Genomic DNA, 21,429 nt, shown 5'->3' with positions numbered 1-21,429 from the left:
TGCAGGTTTAGGTAAATAAAGCGTTTGCTAACTATAGCAAACATTTTAAGCTGTTTTGGTAAACGCCTAACTTCATTTATTCAAAAATGACTTAGGCTTGTAATGGCAATACAACAGTGAAGGTGGTTTCGCCTTGCCTGCTTTCAAAGAATATTCTGCCATTATGCTTCTCGATAATTCGCTTGCAGATGCCCAAACCGAGGCCGCTGCCTTCTCCTGATTCCTTGGTGGTAAAAAAGGATTCCCAAATACGGTTCTTTAACTCGGGGGGAATACCCTGGCCGGTATCTGTAACCTGTACCATGATCTGGGGGCGGGAGGCGGACTCATCCAGGCGCGTCTTAATGGTCAGCACCCCCTTGTAATTCATGGCCTGCAGAGCATTGTGGATCAGGTTCGTCCAGACCTGATTCAGTTCATCGGCGTGGCAACTGAGTAAAGGCAGGCGCTCAAACTCCTTGACCACTTCGCAGCCCTGTTTGAGCAGCCCGCTATACAGCACCAGCACCGTGTTGATGCCTTCGTTCAGGTCGCTCTCAACCTTCTCGCCAAACTGGTCCTGGCGGGCAAAGCTCTTCAGGGCGAATACGATTTTGGATGCTCTGGCGGTGGCACTGTATATGGTCTGATTGCTGCGCATAATACCGGTTAAATGATAGGCGCTCTGGATCACCTCAAAATGATGAGGGGCGGATAATTGCGGCAACAACTCCTCAGTTTGCCCCGCCAGACCCATATCGATCAGCATTTCGGCTATGTCCTCGGCCCGTTTGATGCCGTTTTCGTCCAGTATCTGAATAGCAGCCCGTTTGGCGGCCCGTTCTTCCCTGGTGGTCAGGGATTCCATCGGGCGCGCATTGCGAAGCGCCCATAGAAAGAGCTGTTGATCCTGGGGGCTGTTCAGCTCAAATAGATTGTTCAGATCATTGGCGTACGCCGTATAGAACTTGGTGGCGTTGCCCGCCGAGGCCTGAATGGCACCCAGTGGCGTATTGACCTCGTGGGCTATGCTGGCCACCAGTTGGCCCAAAGCCGCCATCTTTTCTGAATGCACTAATTGCTGCTGGCTGTCTTCCAGTTCATTGATCGCCTGGATCAATTCCTCGTTGCGCAGATTCAGCTGCTGGGTGCGCTCATTGACCTTGCGTTCCAGCAGTAGGTTGTATTCTTCCAGCTCGTGGTAGGCCTTTTCCAGGTTGACGGCCATCTCTGAAAACTGTGCAGACAGCACCCCCACCTCATCGTTGGTTTGAACCTGCACCTGGTTGGCAACGGAGAAGTCCCCCTTGGATAGACGCTCTGCCAGGCTGGTGAGCCTCACTATGGGTGCAGACAAGCGCTCAGACAGGCGGGAAATAATGACAAAGGTAATCAGCAGGATGGTGGTGGCGGTCAGCAGAGAGCGTAGGGTATGACCGTTAATGATCGCCGTGTTTTCGGCTTCTGATTCTTTGATCTGAGCTTTCAGATTGGTCAGGGAGTAAGAGATAATCAGTTCCCCCCACTGGCGATTACCCACTTCCACCGGTAATCTGTAGATAATGGAGTTGGCGTTCTGCACAGCCCTGGACAGCGCCGCCCCGGACCACTGAGATAACATGGGGGGCTCATCCGTAATCGAGATCACAAGCTCATTTTGGTAGAGGGTGTCTGAGTATACGGTCTGCTGCAACGACGCATCGGCGGTATGGATGACAATCCTCCCCGTGTCGTCTGTGAGAATAATAAAGTCCAATTCCCGGTTGAGGCGGGTTACTTCCAGCAAAGAACTGCTCAGGTCAAACAGGTTAAAGGACGCTATTTCCTCTTCAGTCTGCCGAGTTAGCTGGTCCGCCTGGAACAGGGCCCGGTTGTTGAGGTTTTCCAGCATCAGATCAGTCTGTTTCTGCAGTTCACTCTGCAGCAGATCTTTCTGTGTACTGATCTGCCAATAGGTGAGCAAAGCCAGCACGGACAACACCAGCAACAGCATGACGGTTACCAGCTTTTTACGGATGCTTCTTTTAAACGGATGCGTCATACGCACGGCTCAACGGGGTTAGTCAGGCCGTAGTCGCATCTGATCACCAGTCCAGTACGTGTTGCTGCTTTCCGCAGTCGTAGGGGGAAGCACAGCCTCATTGCAAATCCCTTCGCATATCAGTCAGTTTCAAGAGTCACGGTCTCACTCTAAGCATAGCCGTAGAATCCTGACACGCCTATGTTGCGTACCAGAAGGTGTGGGTACCTGTTATGAAGAATCAAACTCGGTGGCTTTAGTGTAACGTGCTGTTGCCTGTAGGAGTAGGTGTTCGATGCCGAAAGTGCCTGGGGGCCGTGACGGATGGCTGTGTTTGGCTACACTTAGAGGGGAAGGGACTCTCTCGTGTCAGTTTTAATCCAGGGAAGCGATCCAATTATGCCGATATCTAACAGATCAAGGCGTATCAACGTGCGTGCTGCGCAACCTGATCCTTCACGAAAGCGATGTGAGCAACCTCTTTTAGAACCTATCTAAACAACGACACTAATGGTAATGAGGTTTGTATGTATAAAATTAATAAGTCAGACATGCAGGTGATTGTTAATGGGGCCAGTTTTCTTGCCAGTGGTGGGGGTGGCGGTGTGGCCTCAGCTAATGCGGTCATTGATAACATAATGTCGTTTGCCACAGAGGTTGAAGTCGTTGAGAGTAGCGAGGTGCAGGATTCGGATCAGCTTTTGGTGGTGTGCGGAGTAGGTGCACCAGATGCTCCGAATCTGGATTTCAAAAACTCACCGGGTTACGCTTTGACGGGGTTGCAGACAATGACTGGAGATCAGTTTCAGTACGTGCTGCCTATAGAAGTTGGTGCGATGAACTCAATGATTCCGTTGTTGGCGTGTGCACAATACAGTATTCCCATGCTGGATGGTGATGGTGCGGGCCGTTCGGTGCCCCAAATGAGTATGTGCACCTATGCTCTACAGGGGTTTCCGGTGAATGAAACCTTGGTTGTCAGTGAGGAGGATGAGCAGTTTCCTTTGCATCCTGCCAATGCAACACAGCTGGAGGCACAAGTCCGGCAGGTGGTCAGTACCCAGTTACAGGACGCTGGGACGGTAGGAACTTGGCCAGTGACAGGGGCCCAGATCAACAGTCCGGACGCTTTCGTACCGGGCAGTTTGAGTCTGGCCAAGGAGATTGGAACAGCCATGACTGCTGCTGACCCTCTGTCAGCGGTGCAGGCGATCATCGAAGGGTATTATTCAGATAATCTTATTATCATGTCCAAGGGCACAGTATCGGCAGCGACGAACAAGGTGGAAGATGGTTTTGATGTAGGGACCATTACGGTGAACGATGACACGGGCATGAGTGTCACGCTCTACTTTGTTAACGAGAGCTTGTTGGCGACGGTGGACATTGACGGACAGCCAGCCACCTTTATGATGGGGCCGGACATGATCTGCTCTATGGGGGTAGATGGTTCTCCCATGACTAACTCTGAGATATGCAGTCAGTTTGCCAGTGGGGAGACGGTGCAGATATCATTGATGTGGGTGCAGGCAGTGGATGCTATTCGTACACCATTGATGTTCTTCAAGTATCTCGAGTTGTTGTTGGAAAAGTTTGGCCAGCCGAATCTGGGTGGATATCGGTTCATTGAGGATGCCAAAACACTGTTCAAATAGTGCACAGGACAAAACATGAGCACAATTAAAAGAATGATAGGTGGTGCCCTGGTGATGGGGGCGCCGCTAGGCCATGCTGCTCAGCTGCCCGCCTTGCAGGAAGAGATTCAGTGGTTGCAAGCAGAGCAGTACGTCACGGCAGCCACGAAGACCCGTGAGCGGGTGGATAAAAGTGGATCGACCGTTACAGTGATCACCCGTGAGCAACTGCAGCAGATGGGCGCGCGCTCGTTGATGGACGCCCTTAAACATGTGCCTGGGTTGGGTGTCAATCAGATCAATGTTGGGGTTACCTCGCTGGAAGTAAGAGGGGTGAAAACAGACTTTTCTGAGAAAGTGCTGTTTCTGATCAATGGCCACCCGATAAATAATAATTTGGTGAATGGTGGGGCGTTATTGAGTCGGCACGATATGCCTGTGAGAGACATTCAGGTCATTGAAGTGGTGCGGGGCCCCGGATCTGCACTCTATGGTGCCAATGCGTTTGTTGCCGTAATTAACATCGTTACCCAATCTGGAGAGGACCTTGCTGGCTCACAGGTGCATTTGGCTACTGGTAGTTTTGATACCACTGAGCTGAACTTGGCGCAAGGCGCAACGTCGCAGAACTGGGATTACGCGCTGAACCTGAATGCCTACAATACGGATGGTTGGAAATCCGACATGGCTCTCGACTCGCTCGGCAGTAGCGGTACCACAGACTACTGGCAGCAACGCTATGAAATTGGCTTCCAAGGGCGGTTTCAGGATTTTAGTCTTCAGGGGCGCTACCTTAAACGAAAAGCAGGAGACTATTTGGGGGCATTCAGCGTATTGAATGACGGCTCTGAGCAGCTATATCAGGAATACTTTCTTGAGGCGGCTCATGATTACGAGCTTTCGCCCCAGTCGTCATTGATAAGCAAGCTCTATTTTGATCACTTCGAATTTGATAATACTTGGGAATATACGCCCGGTCTCTTTCTTCGCAGCCCAATAAAACATGATCGGATCGGTGCTGAGGTGCAGTGGAGCAAGACGCTCTCAGACGCTAATAAATTGTTGCTGGGGGTGGCGCTTGAACACCAGGACCAGTACGACGTAGAGTTGTGGAGCAACGGCGGGTCGGGTCCGCTGATAGATGTGTCGGACACCATGAATTGGAACGGTGAGCACAGTCGAGATATCGTGGCGGCATTTGTACAAGATATCTGGGATCCTGCTGATAATTTACGGGTGATCGCCGGTGCTCGTTATGATCGCTACAGCGATTTTGGGGGGACGTTTAATCCACGTGCCAGCGTGATGTGGCAGGCGATGGATCGGCATCAGCTTGTAGCGTCTTATGGCTCGGCGTTTCGGGCACCGACCTTCGGAGAACTGTATAACACCAATAACAACTCTGTAGTGGGCAACCCGGACTTAACCCCGGAAGAAATTGATACCCTGGAGTTAACTCTGAACTCAGTCATTGGGCGTCGTAGTCATCTGCGAATTACAGGTTTTTACAACAGTATTGATGACGCTATCATTCCTACGGCTGGGGCAGGCGCAGTTAATTACTCCGAGAATTCCGGCGAATTAAAAGTGCTGGGCGTTGAAATGGAATACGCCGTGCGCTTTGTGAATGGCTCCAGCTTAAACCTGAACTACACCTATCAGGATCCAGAAAACAAAGCGGAAAATGCCCGCGTTGCAGAGGTGCCTTTGCATCGAGCGAACGCCATGATGAATCATCGTTTTTCTCGAAACTGGAAAGCCTTCGCTGGGATCTTGTATGAAAGTTCCTTGGGGCGGGAGTCAGGCGATATTCGAAGTTCCGTGCCTGAGCAGACGGCGGTAGATATGGCGCTTTCTTGGTTTAGCGACAGCCAACATATGGTGGTAACCGGTTCTATTTATAATCTATTTGATGAAGATCTTGTCAATCCATCCCGTGATGTGACCGACAATGGCATGTCTGATTTTCCTTCGGCAGGGCGGAGCTTGATGTTGGCGTTCAATTTGACGCTTGATTAGTGATTAGGAGTTGTCGGTTGTACACTTTCGGCTGATAGGAAGTTAGCGTATGTTGCTGGATCAGTGATCTGGCAACTTATCATAAAGTCGACAATGCTGATTTCCTGATTTAATGGGCGCTTATTGCTCAAGCAGTTCACTTACTGAATTTAATGCTTCTGCGTTTAAACTAAGGCCGTTGTCGCTAACTTTCTTGAGGTTGAGCGATATGCTGCTACCTGCTGGAAATTGTATCGCTTTCCTTGCTGTTCCCCGTTCTTTAACTGATTGCACGATTAATGCGGCTTGGCGCCCTGTGGTCGCCAGGTCTGCATTGATGCTTAGGGTGGCACCCAGGGTCATAAAGAAACTGTTATAGCTGAATACGGCCTTGCGTTGTTGGTGTGCGATTTCGAACAGATGTACTGTATCCCGTTCGGTGTTCAGCACAACGGGATCAGGCAGTATCCATAGTGCATCAACCCTGTTTAGCAGGTTGGTGATTTGATCTTTGGATGGCGTTTGGTGGAGAACTTTCTCAGCGACCAAGGTAATTGATAGGGCGTTTGCATGTTGACTGGCTTCCTCAATCAGAGCGCTATTATCTGTGCTGTAAAGAACGCCAATGTTTTTTGTTTCCGGAAAGAAATGTTTGAACCAGGCCAGTTGAGCAGAGGGAGCCACCTCACTGGTCACGCCGTAATAATCAGGTTTGTGCTGGAACTGACGCCAGCTCAGTACGGAGCTGTAGATCACAGGAACCGCAGGTGCCAGATAATCGATAGAGCCTAGCGCTTTAGCGCCAATGCAATAGATAGCAGCGAATTTTTGGTGATTCAGAATATCCTGCAGGGTTTCTGTTGGTTGCTCGTCGCCCTCTAGATTGACTGACATTATTTGCTCACTGGCCAGTTCTTCGCTGAATGCGGTTTCTGCAATATGATATCGAGGCACAGATCTGTTGCTGTTTACCACCAGTATCAGTGGATGCAGGGCTTGATCCTGTCGCGGTTGGGGCGCTGTGTTACACCCTTGCAGCAATTGCAGCACAGTTAGAGTCAGTAATATCCGAACTACTGAGATCATGGTTGCCCCCCTTTCAGCTGCGTGGTTGTCAGTCGAGTCCATTCGTCCAGCCCTAGCAGGTTGAGACCCAGCCTGCCTTCCTTGGTTTGATTCATGTGTTCCAATGCATCCAGCGCCGGTTGAACTGCAGTTTGGTGGTGATCAATTAATACCACCACTAGCCGCTTTTGTGGCGTGCTGCGACCGAGAATTTTCAGTTGCTGATATTCGTTCCGATAGAGAAGGGAGAGCTTTTCAAAACTGCTTTCGGTGGTCAGTGCCGCGTCTGCCAGACCAAAGCCTACGGCCAGCAGTGCGTCGATGTCCTTCGGCACAGTCAATAACCTGGGCGGGCGGGTAAGCCCCGCACCGGTAAAACGCATTTCCTGCAATAAGGTTGTGACGTAGTCGTCGGTGCCTGAAACAGAGATGGTGGCCCGTTGTGATGTCAGCGGGCCTTTGCCCACCAGTAATTTGAAAAAGGTATCCTGACCGTTTTTTAGCCCCCGCAGATAGGGTACAAGGCGGGGTGAGTTGCTGGCTAATTGACGGTAATGCCAGTCAGACATGATATATAAGCTTGGAGTGTCCTGCTTGATCTGTTGCTGAAAGGTGTCGCGATCGTCTACCGGTTGCAGTTGGACGTTGTGATGTGCCTGGAAGTAGCGGTCGAAGGTGTTTTTCAGCACCAAGGAGCGGTCGCTTTGGGATTCCGGGTTGTAGTGATAGACCGTGATGGTGTCGGCGTGGGCTGCCAAGCCCCAGAACAACAGCAGGGCAGCGCTAAGCCGGATCAGTATGAGTACTGCTCCGGGGATAGGCTTTGATGTTGACTGGGTGGCTGGCAAAGTACTGCTCTCTGTCCCTGAGCTGATCGATTTTTAATGAGTATAGCGGATTTGCTGAGGTCTACTAGGCTGGGCCGGTCAGTCCCGGGTCCAGCGCGTGCCATCTTTTGAGTCTTCCAGAGTAATGCCCTGATCTTTAAGCTCGGTGCGGATTTCATCTGCCCTGGCGAAGTTCTTATTTGCCTTGGCGTTCACCCGCTCCTGGATCAGGGTTTCAATGGCGTCGTCGCTGAGGCCTCCCTGCTGGCTGGCCGGTTGCCATTTGAACCAGGCCTCCGCATCCCTATCCAACAGGCCGATGAAGCTGCCAGCTTTGCGCAGAACCTGTTGCAGCAGCAGCTTCTCTTGGCCGCTGGCCTTGTTGATGTCACCGGCCAGGGCGTGCAGTACCGCCAACACCTGGGGGGTGGCAAGGTCATCCATCAGGAGGCGTTCCAATTCCTCCAGTTGGGGGTGGCTCAGGCTGGTGTCCACCGCCAGCGGGGCATCGCGTAGGGCACCGTAGAGCCGATCCAGGCTGGATTTGGCGCTGGAAAGCAGATCTTTGGTCCAGTCCAGCGGCTTGCGATAGTGAGCGGTGAACAGGGCGTAGCGAATCACTTCGCCGGGCCACAGATCCAGCAGTTCCCGCACGGTAAAGAAGTTGCCCAGGGATTTCGACATCTTCTGACCATCAATGTTGAGGTAACCGTTGTGCATCCAGTAGCGCACGAACTGTTGTTCGCCATCGGCGTGGCAGCAGGTGCCTTGGGCGATTTCGTTTTCATGATGGGGAAAGATTAAGTCCATGCCGCCGCCGTGGATGTCGATGGTTTTGGCCAGATGCTTGTTGATCATGGCAGAGCATTCAATGTGCCAGCCGGGGCGGCCGCGGCCCCAGGGGCTGTCCCAACCGGGCAGGTCGTCGGTGGAGGGTTTCCACAGGACAAAGTCCGCCGCTTCCTTTTTATAGGAGGCGTCGTCCACCCGTTCGCTGGCACCGGCGATCATTTCATCCAGTTTGCGATGAGAGAGCTGGCCGTAGTGCTTGTCTGTGCTCACCTGAAACAGCACATGGCCTTCGGACTCGTAGGCGTGGCCGTGGTCGATCAAGGCCTGAATCTGTTCGATCATGGCGTCGATGTTGTCGGTGGCGCGGGGTTCCAGGGTGGGCGGCAGGTTGTTGAGCTGCCCCATATCTTCATGGTAGGCCTGGGTGTAACGCTCGCTCAGTTCGCGGATGGTTTCGCCGTTGGTTTTAGCGGCGGCGTTGATTTTGTCGTCCACGTCGGTGATGTTGCGGGCGTATTTTACGCTGGGGTAGTGGCGTTGCAGCAGGCGGAACAGGGTGTCAAAGATCACCACTGGTCGGGCATTGCCGATGTGCACAAAGTTGTACACAGTGGGGCCACACACGTACATGGTCACCTCATCAGGGTTGATGGGGGTGAAGGTTTCTTTCTGCTGCTTCAGCGTGTTGTACAGTTGTATGGTCATGATGTTGTTCTAATGCCTGCTGTTAAAAACACTGAGCCTGAATCGGAGGAAACAGGCTCAGCTTAGAGATTGCCGTTGGCTATCGGGGTTGCACGGTGCTACAAGGGCGCGCGGGTGGCCGTTACGATGGCTTCCAGCGCCTCGTTGATGCCCATTACCTCGTTGCCGTTGCTGCCTAATGTGCGCACAGCCACCTGTTGGGCTTCCGCTTCGTTTTTACCCACCACCCAGATCTGAGGCACTTTGGCTTTACTGTGCTCACGCACTTTGTAGCCGATCTTTTCGTTGCGCAGATCCAGTTCGCAGTACACGCCTGCGGCTTTCAACTTGTCGGCCACTTCGAGCGCCCAGTCGCGGGCATCGTCGGTGATGGTGGCGATGACCACCGGCAGGGGTGACAGCCACATAGGCAGATGGCCCGCAGTGGATTCGATCAGGATGCCCATAAAGCGCTCCAGCGAACCCAGAATGGCGCGGTGCAGCATCACCGGGCGATGGCGATTACCATCCTCGCCCACGTATTCGGCATCCAGGCGCTCCGGTAAGACAAAATCCACCTGCAGGGTGCCGCACTGCCAGTCACGGCCAATGGCGTCCTTCAATACGAATTCCAGTTTCGGGCCGTAAAAGGCACCTTCGCCGGGGTTCAGTTCGCAGGTCAGGCCCAGGCTGTCCACGGCGTTTTGCAGGGCGGCCTCGGCTCGATCCCAGGTCTCCTCGGTACCGGCTTTGTTGTCCGGGCGGGTGGAGAACTTGATGCGAATGTCTTCGTAACCGAAATCCTTGTACACCTGATTGAGCATGGTGATAAAGGCGGCGGTTTCTTCGTTTATCTGGTCTTCGGTGCAGAAGATGTGGGCGTCATCCTGGCTGAAGGAGCGGGCCCGCATCAAACCGTGCAACGCGCCGTGGGCTTCGTTGCGGAACAGGGTGGTGAACTCGCCCAAACGAATGGGCAGGTCACGGTAGCTTTTCAGGCCCTGTTTGAAAATCTGCACGTGGCCGGGGCAGTTCATGGGCTTGATGGCCATGTCCCGGTGATCGTGGGTGCAGATGGTGAACATGTCTTCGGCGTACTTATCCCAGTGGCCGGACTGTTCCCACAGTTTGCGATCCATGATCTGGGGGGTGGCGATCTCCTGATAGCCGTTACGCTCCATTTTACTGCGTATGTAGTTTTCCAGAGCTTTACGGGTGCGCCAGCCTTTGGGGTGCCAGAACATGCTGCCCACGGCTTCTTCCTGCTGGTGGAACAGGCCCATCTCTTTACCCAGTTTGCGGTGGTCGCGCTTTTCCGCTTCCTCCAGCATGTGCAGGTATTTTTTCAGTTCTTTCGGGTCGCGCCAGCAAGTGCCATAGACCCGTTGCAATTGTGGGCGAGTGGAATCACCGCGCCAGTAGGCACCGGCCACTTTCATGATCTTGAAGGCTTTGCCCAGTTTGCCGGTGGAAGGCAGGTGAGGCCCCAGGCACAGGTCGAGGAAATCCCCCTGACGATACACCGAGATCTCTTCGTCTTCCGGTAGATCCTGAATCAGCTCCGCTTTGAACTCCTCGCCCTCTTTCTTGAAGTAGGCGATGGCCTGGTTGCGATCCCAGACTTCGCGCACAATGGGCAGATCCTGATCCACGATCTGGGCCATGCGGGTTTCGATCTTGTGCAGGTCTTCCTGAGTGAAGGATTCCTCGCGGAAGAAGTCGTAGTAGTAGCCGTTCTCGATGGCGGGGCCGATGGTCACCTGGGTTTCCGGGAACAGTTCTTTCACCGCCTGGGCCATGACGTGGGCGGCATCGTGGCGCAACAGCTCTAAAGCAGCCTCTTTGTCGCGGGTCAGAAAGGCGATATTGCAGGGCTCTGTCAGGTTGGTAGACAGATCCACCAGTTTGTCGTTGAGGTACATGGCAACGCTGGCTTTGGCCAGGCCGGGGCCGATGTCATTGGCCACATCCAGGCCAGTAAGCGCATGGGGATAGCTGCGGACGCTGCCGTCAGGCAAGGTAATATCAATCGACATGGTGATCGTGTTTTCCTGTAAATCGAACCGGTGCGTGAATCACGTAGTGTGGACCGCACATTGTATAGAAGAAATGGCGTTATTTGAACGCGATGGCGCCTTTCATCACCCCTTCGTAGGCTTTCACCTCGAATTGGTGCTCGGGGTCGTCTTTTTTCAGGCAGGCGGCCATGTGATCCGCCAGATATTCCACCGTGGAATCGGTGGGAATCAGGTATACCTGGGACTCCGGCAAGGTCAATTCAAAGCGGCCCTGGGGCGCATCGTAACCGAACTGGCAATAATCCACGCCATCTTCGGTGAGGCGGGACATGAGATCCTCCTCCGTACCGATGTAAATGTCTTTCCATTTCAAGGCCCAGGCTTTTTCCAGCAGCGGATCGCGCTTGCCGTTGCGCAGGATCTTGACGCGGGAGCGGTGGCCATGGGCAATGCGCTGGCAGTTGCCGTCGTGCTTCTTCAGGCCGTGACTGTAATGATAGAACGCGCCGGAGATCTCCTCGCTGCGCAGCTCGATCACCACCCGGCTTACGTTGTCGGGCACGGCTGCCATGGCGGCGTCTTCCAGTAGAGGTATTAGTGCATCAGCGGTGATTTCGTCGGTGTCCACCCACTCCACGGCCTCCAGCGGGGATAAATGACGATAGTGACGATTCTGTGCATCCCGCCAGGTGATTTCCAGTCCGTCATCAACGCTGCGGGTTTGCAGTGTTGGTAAGCCTTTGGGCAGCACCAGTTTATGATCAAACAGGGATTCCACAGCATCTCGCACCTTCTTTTTAACGTGGCCGAAATCGAACACCATACCCTGGTGATCCAGTTCGCCGTAGAGTTCCACATCAACGATCCAGCTTTCCCCCAAAATGCCTCGGGTTAAATGCACATAGGAGAAATCGAGAACGGTGAGGTGCTTGACGAACAGTGCGGACATGAAGTTGAGCCCCTTTTTCCTGTGGTGTAGACCGGATGCGTTGCGAATCCGTTATAATACGCTGCCAACGTCATGCAATGAAAGCCATACAGTATAGGAATGCCATATGACCAGTCTGTTAATTACCCATGCCCACGTCGTCAATGAAGGTCAGGTTCAGCAGCTGGATGTGCTGATACAGGATGGGCGCATCGCTAAAATCGGCGCAGACTTATCCGCTGAAGCTGCGGATCGAGTGATCGACGCTACGGGCAAATATCTGCTGCCGGGGATGATTGATGATCAAGTGCATTTTCGGGAGCCAGGTTTGACCCACAAGGGTGAGATCGCCACCGAATCCGCCGCTGCCGTGGCGGGGGGCATCACCAGCTATTTCGAGATGCCTAATGTGAACCCGCTCACCATCAACCGGGCTGCGCTGGAAGATAAATACGATCGCGCAACCCAGAAATCCCTGGCTAACTTTTCTTTCTACCTGGGTGCCAGCAACGATAACCTGGAAGAAATCAAAAACCTCGATCCGCAGGCGGCTTGTGGCATCAAGGTTTTTATGGGGGCATCCACCGGTAACATGTTGGTGGATAAGCCGGAAATATTGGAAGGTATTTTTGCCAATGCTCCAGTCATCGTAGTGACCCATTGCGAAGATACCCCCATGATCACCGAAAATGAGGCCAAATATCGCGAACAATATGGAGAGGATGTGCCCATGTCCTGCCATCCCCTGATTCGTTCGGAAGCGGCGTGTTACAAGTCATCCAGTCTGGCGGTGTCTCTGGCCAAGCGCTTTGGTACTCGCTTGCATATTCTGCATCTCACTACCGAAAAGGAATTGTCCCTTCTGCAAGCAGGGCCACTGTCTGCCAAGCAGATCACGGCAGAAGCCTGTGTTCACCACCTGTTTTTCAGCGAAGAAGATTACGAAACCAAAGGCTCGCTGATTAAATGTAACCCGGCGGTGAAAAAAGCATCAGATCGTGAAGCGCTGCTGAATGCGGTAAAGAACGATCTGATCGATGTGGTGGCTACCGATCACGCCCCCCATACCTGGGAAGAAAAACAAAACACCTACTTCAAAGCGCCCTCCGGCTTGCCTCTGGTTCAGCATGCCTTGATTGCCATGTTGGAGCATTATCATGCAGGCCGGTTCAGTCTGGAGCAGGTGGTGCAGAAGGTCAGCCACAACGTGGCCGAGCTGTTTCAGATCGCCGAACGGGGCTACATTCGAGAAGGGTACTGGGCGGATCTGGTGCTGGTTGACCTGAATACACCCACCGTCGTAGATGAGCAGAAGCTCTACTCCAAGTGCGGTTGGTCACCGTTTGCCGGATATCTCTTCAAGTCTTCGATTTTTGCCACGCTGGTAAACGGAGAGCTAGCGTTTGAAAACGGAGAGGTGAACCCCCATATCCGTGGCAAGCGGATTGCATTCAACCGTTAGTCGAGCAGTGACGTGCTTACTATTATAAGGAAGCATTCTTGCTATAGAATGCGCACCGCAAACAATGGATGGGCACCTGTGCGCGACAATGTGCAGGTGTCAGCGGAGCAAAAACATGTTTGGAAAGCACATCAAACCAAAAATTGTGATCGTAGGTGGTGGATTCGCCGGGTTGAATGCCGCCCAGCAGCTCAAATCGTCCCGTTATGACGTATCAGTCATAGATCCCAGCCCTCATATTGAGTGGCTACCCAACATTCATGAAATTATCTCCGGTGAAAAGAAAGGGGACGAACTGCGTCTATCGCGCAATATATTGGTGCGTCGTTTGGGGCATCGTTTCCTGATGAACCGGGCCATGGAGATGACCTCGTCGACCGTGCTGCTCGATAATGGCATGAAGGTGCCTTTCGATGTCTGCATTGTTGCCACTGGCAGCGTCAACAACACTTTCGGTGTGGAAGGGGCGGATCAGTTTGCTCTGCCGATGAAAAGCGTGGATCAGTGTCAGGTTATTGCCCGTAAACTGCACCGTGCTTCCCTGTCGCATCGTACAACTCGTGTCACCGTCGTCGGCGGTGGTATAGAGGGCGTGGAAGCCTTCGGCGAAGTGATGCGCGCCTATCGCAACCGCCCCCAGTTTGAATTCAACGTTGTCGAATCATCCGACCACCTGATGCCTAATGCTCCGGGTCATCTGGATGGTAAAATTCGCAGCCATACGGAAGGCTTTCGGGTGAACTACCATTTGGGGAAAAAGGTCGAGTCGGTGGATCATGAAGGTATCTGCTTCATGGATGGTGGAGCGATTGAAAGTGACATCACCATATGGTCAACCGGCGCGGCACCTAACAGCTTTTTGCAGCGCAGTTATCTAACGCAGGATGCCAATGAGTGGGCCAGTGTAAACCAGTATTTTCAGAGCGAAGCCCGCGAGAACGTATTTATCATCGGTGATGCGGCCAGTCCGGAGGGGCGGCCACTGGCCAAGCAGGCTTTCCATGCTATCGATATGGGTAAAGCGGCTGCGCAAAACGTTGAGCGCTTGCTGGCGAATAAAGCCTTGCGGCAATTTCAGCCTTCACATAAACCGCAGGTCGTAACCTTTGGCGACATGGACACATTCATGTTGTTCAGGGATTTTGCAGTGTCGTCTTCTGTGTTGGGGGCGGCCAAAGAAGCGGTGTACACGTTAGGTCTGTTGCAAATGGCTCCCCCCAAGACTGCCAAGGATCTAGTGCATTCGCTCGACCTGTTGCAGCGCAGCGCTCGGCGTGTTTATTTGCCGACGCTTAATCCGCTTAACTTAATAAACAAATTGCCCAAGAGCAAAGTGTTCTCGTGATATTGAATCCGGAAGACTTTCAGATAGTTGAGTTGGGCGATCCGCGTTTACGAGCCATCGCCAAGCCGGTTGAGCTGACGCAGTTAAGCTCTGCGTTGGAGCAAGCAGCGGTTATGCAGCATTGGATGGAGCATCGGGGAGGGGTAGGTATTGCTGCGCCGCAGATCGGTGTGCCATTGCAACTGATGATCATCGCGTCGCGCCCCAACAACCGTTATCCGAACGCACCACACATGGCGCCGTTACTTATGATAAACCCTGAGCCGGTTTCGTTCTCCGATAATGAGGTAACGCTCTGGGAAGGGTGTTTGAGTGTGCCTGGGATTCGCGGCAAGGTGACTCGGCCGGAATCGGTTTGCGTACGCTTTGTGGATCGTGCCGGTGTAACTCAAGAGCAAGTACTCACTGGTTTTCCGGCGCGAATTTTTCTACACGAATACGATCATCTTATTGGTAAAACATTCGTTGATCGCGTTGCCTCGGTGCAAGATCTGACAACAGACAAAGTCTATTTCGAGCAAATCGCCAATGCTTGATTGTCCTACCGCTCTACACTTTACTCCTGCACCATTCCCATTATAAAGTGCCACTGATCTTCTGACACTGGCATAACCGAAAGCCGGTTGCCTTTGCGTACCAACGCCATATCTTGAAGCGCTGGAATCTGTTTCAGCTCATCCAGGCTGATGGTGCTTTTGAATTTTGATTTGAAGCGCACTTGCGGGCAAAACCAGCGCGGATTGTCTTGTGATGATTTTGGATCATAGTATTTGGCTTCGGGGTCGAACTGGGTAGGATCAGGAAAGGCATCCTTTATCACTTCGGCAACGCCTACAATGCCCGGCACTTTAGTATTGGAATGATAGAAAAAAATCAGATCGCCTTTTTTTACGTCATCTCTCAACATGTTACGGGCTTGATAATTACGTACACCATCCCAGGGCTCACCTTTCTTGCCGCGGGCTTTGAGATCATCGATACCGAAAGTGTCTGGTTCAGATTTAAATAGCCAATAGGACATTGTTTGTAGTTCCAAAATATAATTAGGTGAAAAGCAGGGTAGATTGTACCTTTCTCTTCAAAAAAGAGCCAAATGGCAGTAGAGTGGCCAGTGGTGCTATTTTTGTATACTTTTATCCCTTTTTTGGGGATCGTAAGAAAATCTCGCATGCTTTGAATGGTTATTATGACATCGGAGCATTAATCGTTGTATTGATAAGACTCGCAATAAATATGAACGACACGAATGAAAACCCAATCTATGAGCTCAAGCCAGAAATAAATTTCTGTACTTGTGGTTGTGAAGCTCGCTTAATCAAAGAGCGCAGTGCAGAGTCGGAGAAAGGAAAGCTTCGCTATGTGGTGCGTTGTTTGGATGAAATTTGTGGTCATCAGGGCCGTTACACGCAATATCCCTGGCAGGCCATATTGGAGTGGAACAAATCCCCTATGTCGGAATTCCCTGAGGATTTCCGTATTCCGTTTATGACGTTTGCCGGTATGGGTGGTGAAGACATTCGCCAAAAGTTGAACGTAGTACGTATCGAGCTTGAACAGAAAATCAAACAGTTGCGTGCCGAGAAAGTCAGCGGCAACAATGAGGAGATGAAAATTTCCCGTTTGCGCCTGATGTGGGTGATCTATGCCCAAAGCTGGGCAAAGTTGAAGTTTCCCCGTGAAGATGAACTCAATCCGCCGGAGCGTAAGGTCAATCGTGATGAGCCTGCTCAGGAGGCCGAGGTGCCACAAAGTCATGCCCAAGAGGCTTAGGTTTAATCACGAAAGCCTTTGCTAGTTGCGGATCAAGTTTGTCACAATGGGGCGACAATAACACTGTTGCCCCATTATGCTATTAAAAACACGATTTTATCTGCCCCCTTTACGTACCGGCAACGTGGTGCGGGGCAGGCTATTGAATCGACTGAATGAAAGCAGTGGTGGGTCGCTGGTTCTGGTATCGGCACCGGCAGGCTATGGTAAAACCACACTGGTTAGTCAGTGGTTACACAGTCGGTCTCATCGTTTTGCATGGTTGAGCCTGGGCAGCGAGCATGATGTGCTGGATGTGTTCTGGCAATACGCAATCCAATCCCTTCAGCAGATAGAGCCACAGATCGGCCATGAAGCTCACAGCATCTGGCTGGAATCACCCCGTCGCAATTACGCCAGTGTTGTGATCTCTCTGTTGAATGATCTTGATGCATTGGGAGAGCGAAACCAGTCTGATGACCCAATTTCATTAGTGTTAGACGATTTTCACCTCATTAAAAACCCTCAACTTTTGTCGTTGTTCAGTACTTTTCTGGACCATTTGCCGTCATCTATTCGTGTGGTTGTAACCTCCCGAGATCTTCCCGACCTGTGTTTGGCCCGGCGCAGAGCCAGCGGCCAGTTATTGCACGTGGCCGTGGAAGAGTTGCGCTTCAACGACGAAGAGGCCGTGGCGTTTTTTGATCACGACCCTGCATTGAGTCAGAACAATGTTGTGGCAATGGCGTTGGCGCAGAAAACCGAAGGCTGGGTGGCAGGTATGCAGCTAGTGGCTTTATCGCTTAAACAGGATGCTGTTCGAGCGGATCAGTTATTGAAGAGCCAAGCACTGGACCGCCATATTTCGGATTATCTGCTTGAGGAGGTGTTCAGCAGTCAGCCGGAAGCGTTAAAACAGTTTCTGTTGCTTACGGCATTGGCGCCACGGTTTTGCGCCGGTTTAAGCAATGCGGTGTGTCAACGTAATGATGGCCTGCAAGTCATCGTTGAGTTGGAATCCAGCGACCTGTTTTTAGTGGCGCTCGACAATCATCGTACTTGGTATCGCTACCATGATTTATTTCGTCGCTTTCTTCTGCAGCAAGTCGCGCAATGGGATGCGCAGCAGCGCACAGCATTTTGCGTTCGTGCCCTGGCGTGGTTGGAGGCTAATGGAAACTATGATGACGCGGTGGAGCTGTGCTTGCAGCAAAGCCTATGGCCACAGTTGTTGAGACTGCTGAACAGTGATTGGATGCTGCTTGAAGCTGGATATCAGCAGAAGCGGTTACATTGGCTGGAACAAATTCCACAGGATGTATTGCTAAATACGCCTGAATATTCAGAGCAGGGCGCGCCTGAGCATAGACCACTAAAAAGCAGGGTATTAAACGTACCCAAAGAGGATCATCCCAGCATTGAACCCCTAACCCGGCGCGAACAGGTTGTTCTTCAGCTGATTGGGGAGGGCTTGTCGAATAAAGCAATCGCTGAGCAATTACATATCTCGTTGAATACACTAAAAGTACATATCCGTAATCTTTATGGAAAGATGGGAGTGGAAAACCGTACTCAGGCTCTGCTTAAAATTAACGCCAACTGATTGTGCTCAGTAGTGCTGTGCTCCCCTGCGTGACTTAATACTTCCCTGTACATCCTTCACATATCACCCCTCCGATTTCACCCCTAAGGGTGAAGGCGCGCAGTATGAAATTCGATACGCTGGTTTCTGTTACCGAAGCGATTGATAAATAAGGAGCGCGTTATGGAGCGGGAATCCCTCGAATACGATGTTGTTATTGTTGGTGCAGGGCCTGCGGGTCTGTCTGCGGCTTGTAGATTGAAACAGGGTGCCATCAGACAGGGTGTGGAACTTTCGGTGTGTGTCGTGGAGAAAGCCGCAGAGATTGGGGCTCACTCGTTATCGGGTGCATTACTGCAGCCTACCGCATTGAATGAGCTGTTTCCCGACTGGCAGGAGCGGGGCGCACCTCTGCACATACCTGTTGCGCAAGATGAGGTTCACTACTTGTTATCAGACCGTCGGGGTGTGCGCTTGCCGTCTGTTTTGGCGTCCAGGGTTATTCATAACGAAGGGAATTACGTAATCAGTTTAAGCGTTTTCTGTCGTTGGTTGGCGCAGCAGGCAGAGCAGTTGGGGGTCGAAGTATACGCAGGCTTTACAGCGGCAGAGCTATTGTTCAATGACACCGGTGCGGTGCGTGGTGTTCGTACCGGCGACATGGGGCTGGATCGTGACGGCAACCCCAAGGCTGGCTTTCAGGCTGGGATAGATCTGCTTGCCAAGTACACGTTATTTGCCGAAGGCTGTCGCGGGCATCTGGGCAAACAATTAATGCAGCGGTTTAATCTGTGTGAGGATGCCGGCACTCAGCACTATGCCATAGGCATCAAAGAGGTCTGGCAAATCGATCCTGCGCTGCATCAGCCGGGCAAGGTTATGCACTGCTTCGGCTGGCCACTTTCCCGTCATGGCGCGGGCGGCGGCGCTTTTCTTTATCACTATGAAAACAATCAGGTTGCGTTGGGCTTGATAACCGATCTCAACTATAGCAACCCGTGGCTTAGCCCCTTTGATGAATTGCAGCAGTGGAAGTTACACCCAACGATTAAACCGTTGCTTGAAGGTGCCCAGCGCATAGCCTACGGTGCGCGGGCAATCAATAAGGGGGGGCTGCAAGCCGTGCCGAAACTCAGCTTTCCTGGTGGGCTGTTGATCGGATGTGATGCGGGGTTTATGAACTACCCTAAGATAAAAGGCAATCATACGGCCATGAAAAGCGGAATGTTGGCGGCGGATGTGGTGCTGGCAGCATTGGCAGAGGGAAAACATGGGGCCGACCTTGTTGAGTATCAGGCAGCATTCAAGTCATCATGGTTGTATCGCGAGTTGTATCAGGCGCGTAATGTAGCGCCTGCCATGCATCGTTTTGGAATGTTGATGGGGGCTGCGTTCAGTTTTGTTGAGTATGGCCTTCTGCGAGGCAAGTCTCTGTTCACGTTAAAAGACGAGCAGCCCGACCATGAGTGCTTACAGCGACTGAATCAAGCCAAGCGGATTCACTATCCCAAACCTGATGGGGTGATCACCTTTGATAAGCTTTCATCGGTGTATTTATCCAACACCCATCACTCTGAAGAGCAACCTTGTCACTTAAAGCTAAGCGACGCACAGTTGCCGCTTGAACATAACCTACCGTTATATGGAGAGCCAGCCCAACGCTATTGCCCTGCAGGTGTCTATGAGGTGATGGAGGAAAACGGACGTCAGGTGTTTCGAATCAATGCGCAAAACTGCGTTCATTGTAAAACCTGTGATATTAAGGATCCCATGCAAAATATTACTTGGGTGCCTCCAGAGGCAGGGGGTGGGCCGAACTATTCAGCCATGTGATCCTGAATTAACAAGAATGATGCTTGACGCAGTACGCACCGCTGACAAACAATGAATGAAGTGGTGAGTTGAAATATTCGGTTTGCACACGCACAGGAATATCGTTGGCAGTATAAGGGGAGTTATGGATGGGGGTGTCAGCGCAGGCATACCGTGCTCAATTGCTGTATTTTGTCGATGATCCCGCCAAGGTGGGCGATGCGGCTTGGCAGTATTTTGAGGATGGCGTGTTGTGGATTGAAAATGGTTGCATCAAGGCGGTCGGTTCTGCTGAGCAGCTGTTGCACCGCTTGCCATCATGGGTGTCGCTCCACCACTATTCTCATCACCTGATTCTCCCCGGCTTCATAGATACGCACGTGCATTATCCTCAAACAGAAATGATCGGTGCTTTTGGTGAGAAGTTGCTTTCGTGGCTCAATAATTACACCTTTCCGGTTGAGGCCAGGTTTTCCGATTCTCGCTATGGCCGGAAAGTAGCGGCATTTTTTCTGGAAGAGCTACTGCGCAATGGCACGACCACCGCGTTGGTGTTTGGCACGGTTCATCCCGCATCTGTGGATGCGTTTTTTCATGAGGCCCAGGATAGGGGGCTTAGAATGATTGCCGGCAAGGTGATGATGGATCGAAATGCCCCTGATGAACTCTGTGATTCGGCGGAGACCGGCTATCAGGAATCCCTTGGGTTGATTGAGCGGTGGCATAACGTTGACCGGCTCCAATATGCGGTGACGCCGCGTTTTGCGCCTACCAGCACTCGGCATCAGTTGGAGAAAGCCGGGCAGCTCCTGAAGGAATATCCAGATCTGTACCTTCATACTCACCTTGCAGAGAGCGAGGAGGAGGTAGCTTGGGTTAAGGCATTGTTTCCATCGTCGCAAAACTACCTGGATGTTTATTATCGTGAAGGGTTAGTGGGTAAGCGCAGCATCTTTGCCCATGGTATTCATCTGTGTGACGAAGAATGTAACAAGCTCGCTCAGTCCGGTGCGGCGGTGGCTCATTGCCCCACTTCAAATTTATTTTTGGGGTCAGGTTTGTTAAATCTGAAGAGATTACACGAGTTTGGAGTGACGGTATCCTTGGGCACCGACGTGGGAGCGGGCACCAGCTTTTCGTTGTTCAGAACCATGGATGAAGCCTACAAGATCCAACAGTTGCAGGGCGGCACGCTGGAGCCGATGCAGGCGCTTTATATGGCCACCTTGGGGGGCGCGGTCGCATTAGACTTGGCGGACCGCATTGGCAGCTTTCGAGTCGGCAACGAAGCAGATTTTGTCGTGCTGGATCTTGAGGCTACGCCGTTACTGGCTTTTCGTATGCAGCACTGTCGTACCATTCAGGAAAAAGTCTTTGTTCTCAACGTATTGGCTGATGATCGGGTAGTGGAGCAAACATTTTCTGCTGGCCGTTGCGTGCACTTTCGGGGCAAGGTCGGCTGATAGGTGTTTAAAAATCGCCCCTCGAGTTCAAATATGGACATATTGGCAGTGACTTGGTCTATTCTAAAAAG

16 protein-coding genes are annotated in these 21,429 nt (G+C 52.0%); 9 read left to right on the top strand and 7 right to left on the bottom strand.

The annotated features are described in order from the left end of the window. Positions 1 to 91: 91 nt before the first annotated feature. Positions 92 to 2,020 carry a sensor histidine kinase gene (locus tag Kalk_RS06005; protein ID WP_101893338.1) on the bottom strand — a complete coding sequence of 643 codons (1,929 nt, stop codon included), beginning with the start codon at positions 2,018 to 2,020 and terminating at the stop codon, positions 92 to 94. A 506-nt stretch (positions 2,021 to 2,526) separates the two neighbouring features. On the opposite strand from Kalk_RS06005, the gene Kalk_RS06000 reads away from it, so the two are divergent. Both Kalk_RS06000 and Kalk_RS05995 read left to right on the top strand, forming a co-directional pair. Beyond that, positions 2,527 to 3,654, top strand: coding sequence for a DUF917 domain-containing protein (locus Kalk_RS06000; RefSeq protein WP_101893337.1), 1,128 nt, complete (start codon positions 2,527 to 2,529; stop codon positions 3,652 to 3,654). Positions 3,655 to 3,669: 15 nt separating this feature from the next. Further along, entirely contained in the window at positions 3,670 to 5,652 is a 1,983-nt protein-coding gene (locus Kalk_RS05995; RefSeq protein WP_101893336.1) for a TonB-dependent receptor plug domain-containing protein, read from the top strand. A 120-nt stretch (positions 5,653 to 5,772) separates the two neighbouring features. Here the strand turns inward: Kalk_RS05995 and Kalk_RS05990 are convergent, their stop codons facing one another. From Kalk_RS05990 to Kalk_RS05970, 5 genes are all read right to left on the bottom strand, one after another. Beyond that, on the bottom strand, positions 5,773 to 6,717 hold the full coding sequence (locus tag Kalk_RS05990; protein ID WP_158643336.1) for an ABC transporter substrate-binding protein: 945 nt from the start codon (positions 6,715 to 6,717) through the stop codon (positions 5,773 to 5,775). Next, entirely contained in the window at positions 6,714 to 7,544 is an 831-nt protein-coding gene (locus Kalk_RS05985) for a PhnD/SsuA/transferrin family substrate-binding protein (RefSeq protein WP_101893334.1), read from the bottom strand. The genes Kalk_RS05990 and Kalk_RS05985 overlap by 4 nt, the downstream gene beginning before the upstream one ends. A gap of 78 nt (positions 7,545 to 7,622) precedes the next feature. Continuing rightward, positions 7,623 to 9,020: a cysteine--tRNA ligase gene (gene cysS, locus Kalk_RS05980; RefSeq protein WP_101893333.1), complete on the bottom strand. Its 1,398-nt coding sequence runs from the start codon at positions 9,018 to 9,020 to the stop codon at positions 7,623 to 7,625. A gap of 98 nt (positions 9,021 to 9,118) precedes the next feature. Then, positions 9,119 to 11,035 carry a threonine--tRNA ligase gene (gene thrS, locus Kalk_RS05975; RefSeq protein ID WP_101893332.1) on the bottom strand — a complete coding sequence of 639 codons (1,917 nt, stop codon included), beginning with the start codon at positions 11,033 to 11,035 and terminating at the stop codon, positions 9,119 to 9,121. Between the two features lie 79 nt (positions 11,036 to 11,114). Next, on the bottom strand, positions 11,115 to 11,966 hold the full coding sequence (locus tag Kalk_RS05970; RefSeq protein WP_101893331.1) for a 6-pyruvoyl trahydropterin synthase family protein: 852 nt from the start codon (positions 11,964 to 11,966) through the stop codon (positions 11,115 to 11,117). A 106-nt stretch (positions 11,967 to 12,072) separates the two neighbouring features. Here Kalk_RS05970 and Kalk_RS05965 point away from each other — a divergent pair, with 106 nt between their 5' ends. The 3 genes from Kalk_RS05965 (at position 12,073) to def (ending at position 15,288) form a co-directional block, all read left to right on the top strand. Next, positions 12,073 to 13,407, top strand: a complete 1,335-nt coding sequence (locus Kalk_RS05965; protein WP_101893330.1) for a dihydroorotase — start codon at positions 12,073 to 12,075, stop codon at positions 13,405 to 13,407. Positions 13,408 to 13,522: 115 nt separating this feature from the next. Beyond that, positions 13,523 to 14,752 carry an NAD(P)/FAD-dependent oxidoreductase gene (locus Kalk_RS05960; RefSeq protein WP_158643335.1) on the top strand — a complete coding sequence of 410 codons (1,230 nt, stop codon included), beginning with the start codon at positions 13,523 to 13,525 and terminating at the stop codon, positions 14,750 to 14,752. Beyond that, positions 14,749 to 15,288, top strand: a complete 540-nt coding sequence (gene def, locus Kalk_RS05955; protein ID WP_199768019.1) for a peptide deformylase — start codon at positions 14,749 to 14,751, stop codon at positions 15,286 to 15,288. The genes Kalk_RS05960 and def overlap by 4 nt, the downstream gene beginning before the upstream one ends. A 20-nt stretch (positions 15,289 to 15,308) precedes the next feature. Here def and Kalk_RS05950 read toward each other — a convergent pair whose 3' ends face one another. Then, complete coding sequence (locus Kalk_RS05950) at positions 15,309 to 15,773, bottom strand: EVE domain-containing protein (protein ID WP_101893328.1); 465 nt, start codon at positions 15,771 to 15,773, stop codon at positions 15,309 to 15,311. 212 nt (positions 15,774 to 15,985) lie between these two features. Between Kalk_RS05950 and Kalk_RS05945 the strand changes: the two genes are divergently transcribed. The 4 genes from Kalk_RS05945 (at position 15,986) to guaD (ending at position 21,358) form a co-directional block, all read left to right on the top strand. After that, positions 15,986 to 16,522 carry a hypothetical protein gene (locus tag Kalk_RS05945; protein WP_158643334.1) on the top strand — a complete coding sequence of 179 codons (537 nt, stop codon included), beginning with the start codon at positions 15,986 to 15,988 and terminating at the stop codon, positions 16,520 to 16,522. A 142-nt stretch (positions 16,523 to 16,664) separates the two neighbouring features. Continuing rightward, positions 16,665 to 18,104, top strand: a complete 1,440-nt coding sequence (locus tag Kalk_RS05940) for a helix-turn-helix transcriptional regulator (protein ID WP_158643333.1) — start codon at positions 16,665 to 16,667, stop codon at positions 18,102 to 18,104. Between the two features lie 162 nt (positions 18,105 to 18,266). Beyond that, positions 18,267 to 19,916: an electron transfer flavoprotein-ubiquinone oxidoreductase gene (locus Kalk_RS05935; RefSeq protein ID WP_101893325.1), complete on the top strand. Its 1,650-nt coding sequence runs from the start codon at positions 18,267 to 18,269 to the stop codon at positions 19,914 to 19,916. Positions 19,917 to 20,044: 128 nt separating this feature from the next. After that, positions 20,045 to 21,358, top strand: a complete 1,314-nt coding sequence (gene guaD / locus Kalk_RS05930) for a guanine deaminase (RefSeq protein ID WP_101893324.1) — start codon at positions 20,045 to 20,047, stop codon at positions 21,356 to 21,358. The last annotated feature ends 71 nt before the right edge of the window (positions 21,359 to 21,429 follow it).

This window comes from Ketobacter alkanivorans (assembly GCF_002863865.1).
GTDB classification, from domain to species: domain Bacteria; phylum Pseudomonadota; class Gammaproteobacteria; order Pseudomonadales; family Ketobacteraceae; genus Ketobacter; species Ketobacter alkanivorans.
Note: the sequence above shows the minus strand (reverse complement) of the source record. Positions and strands in the feature narration are given on the sequence as shown.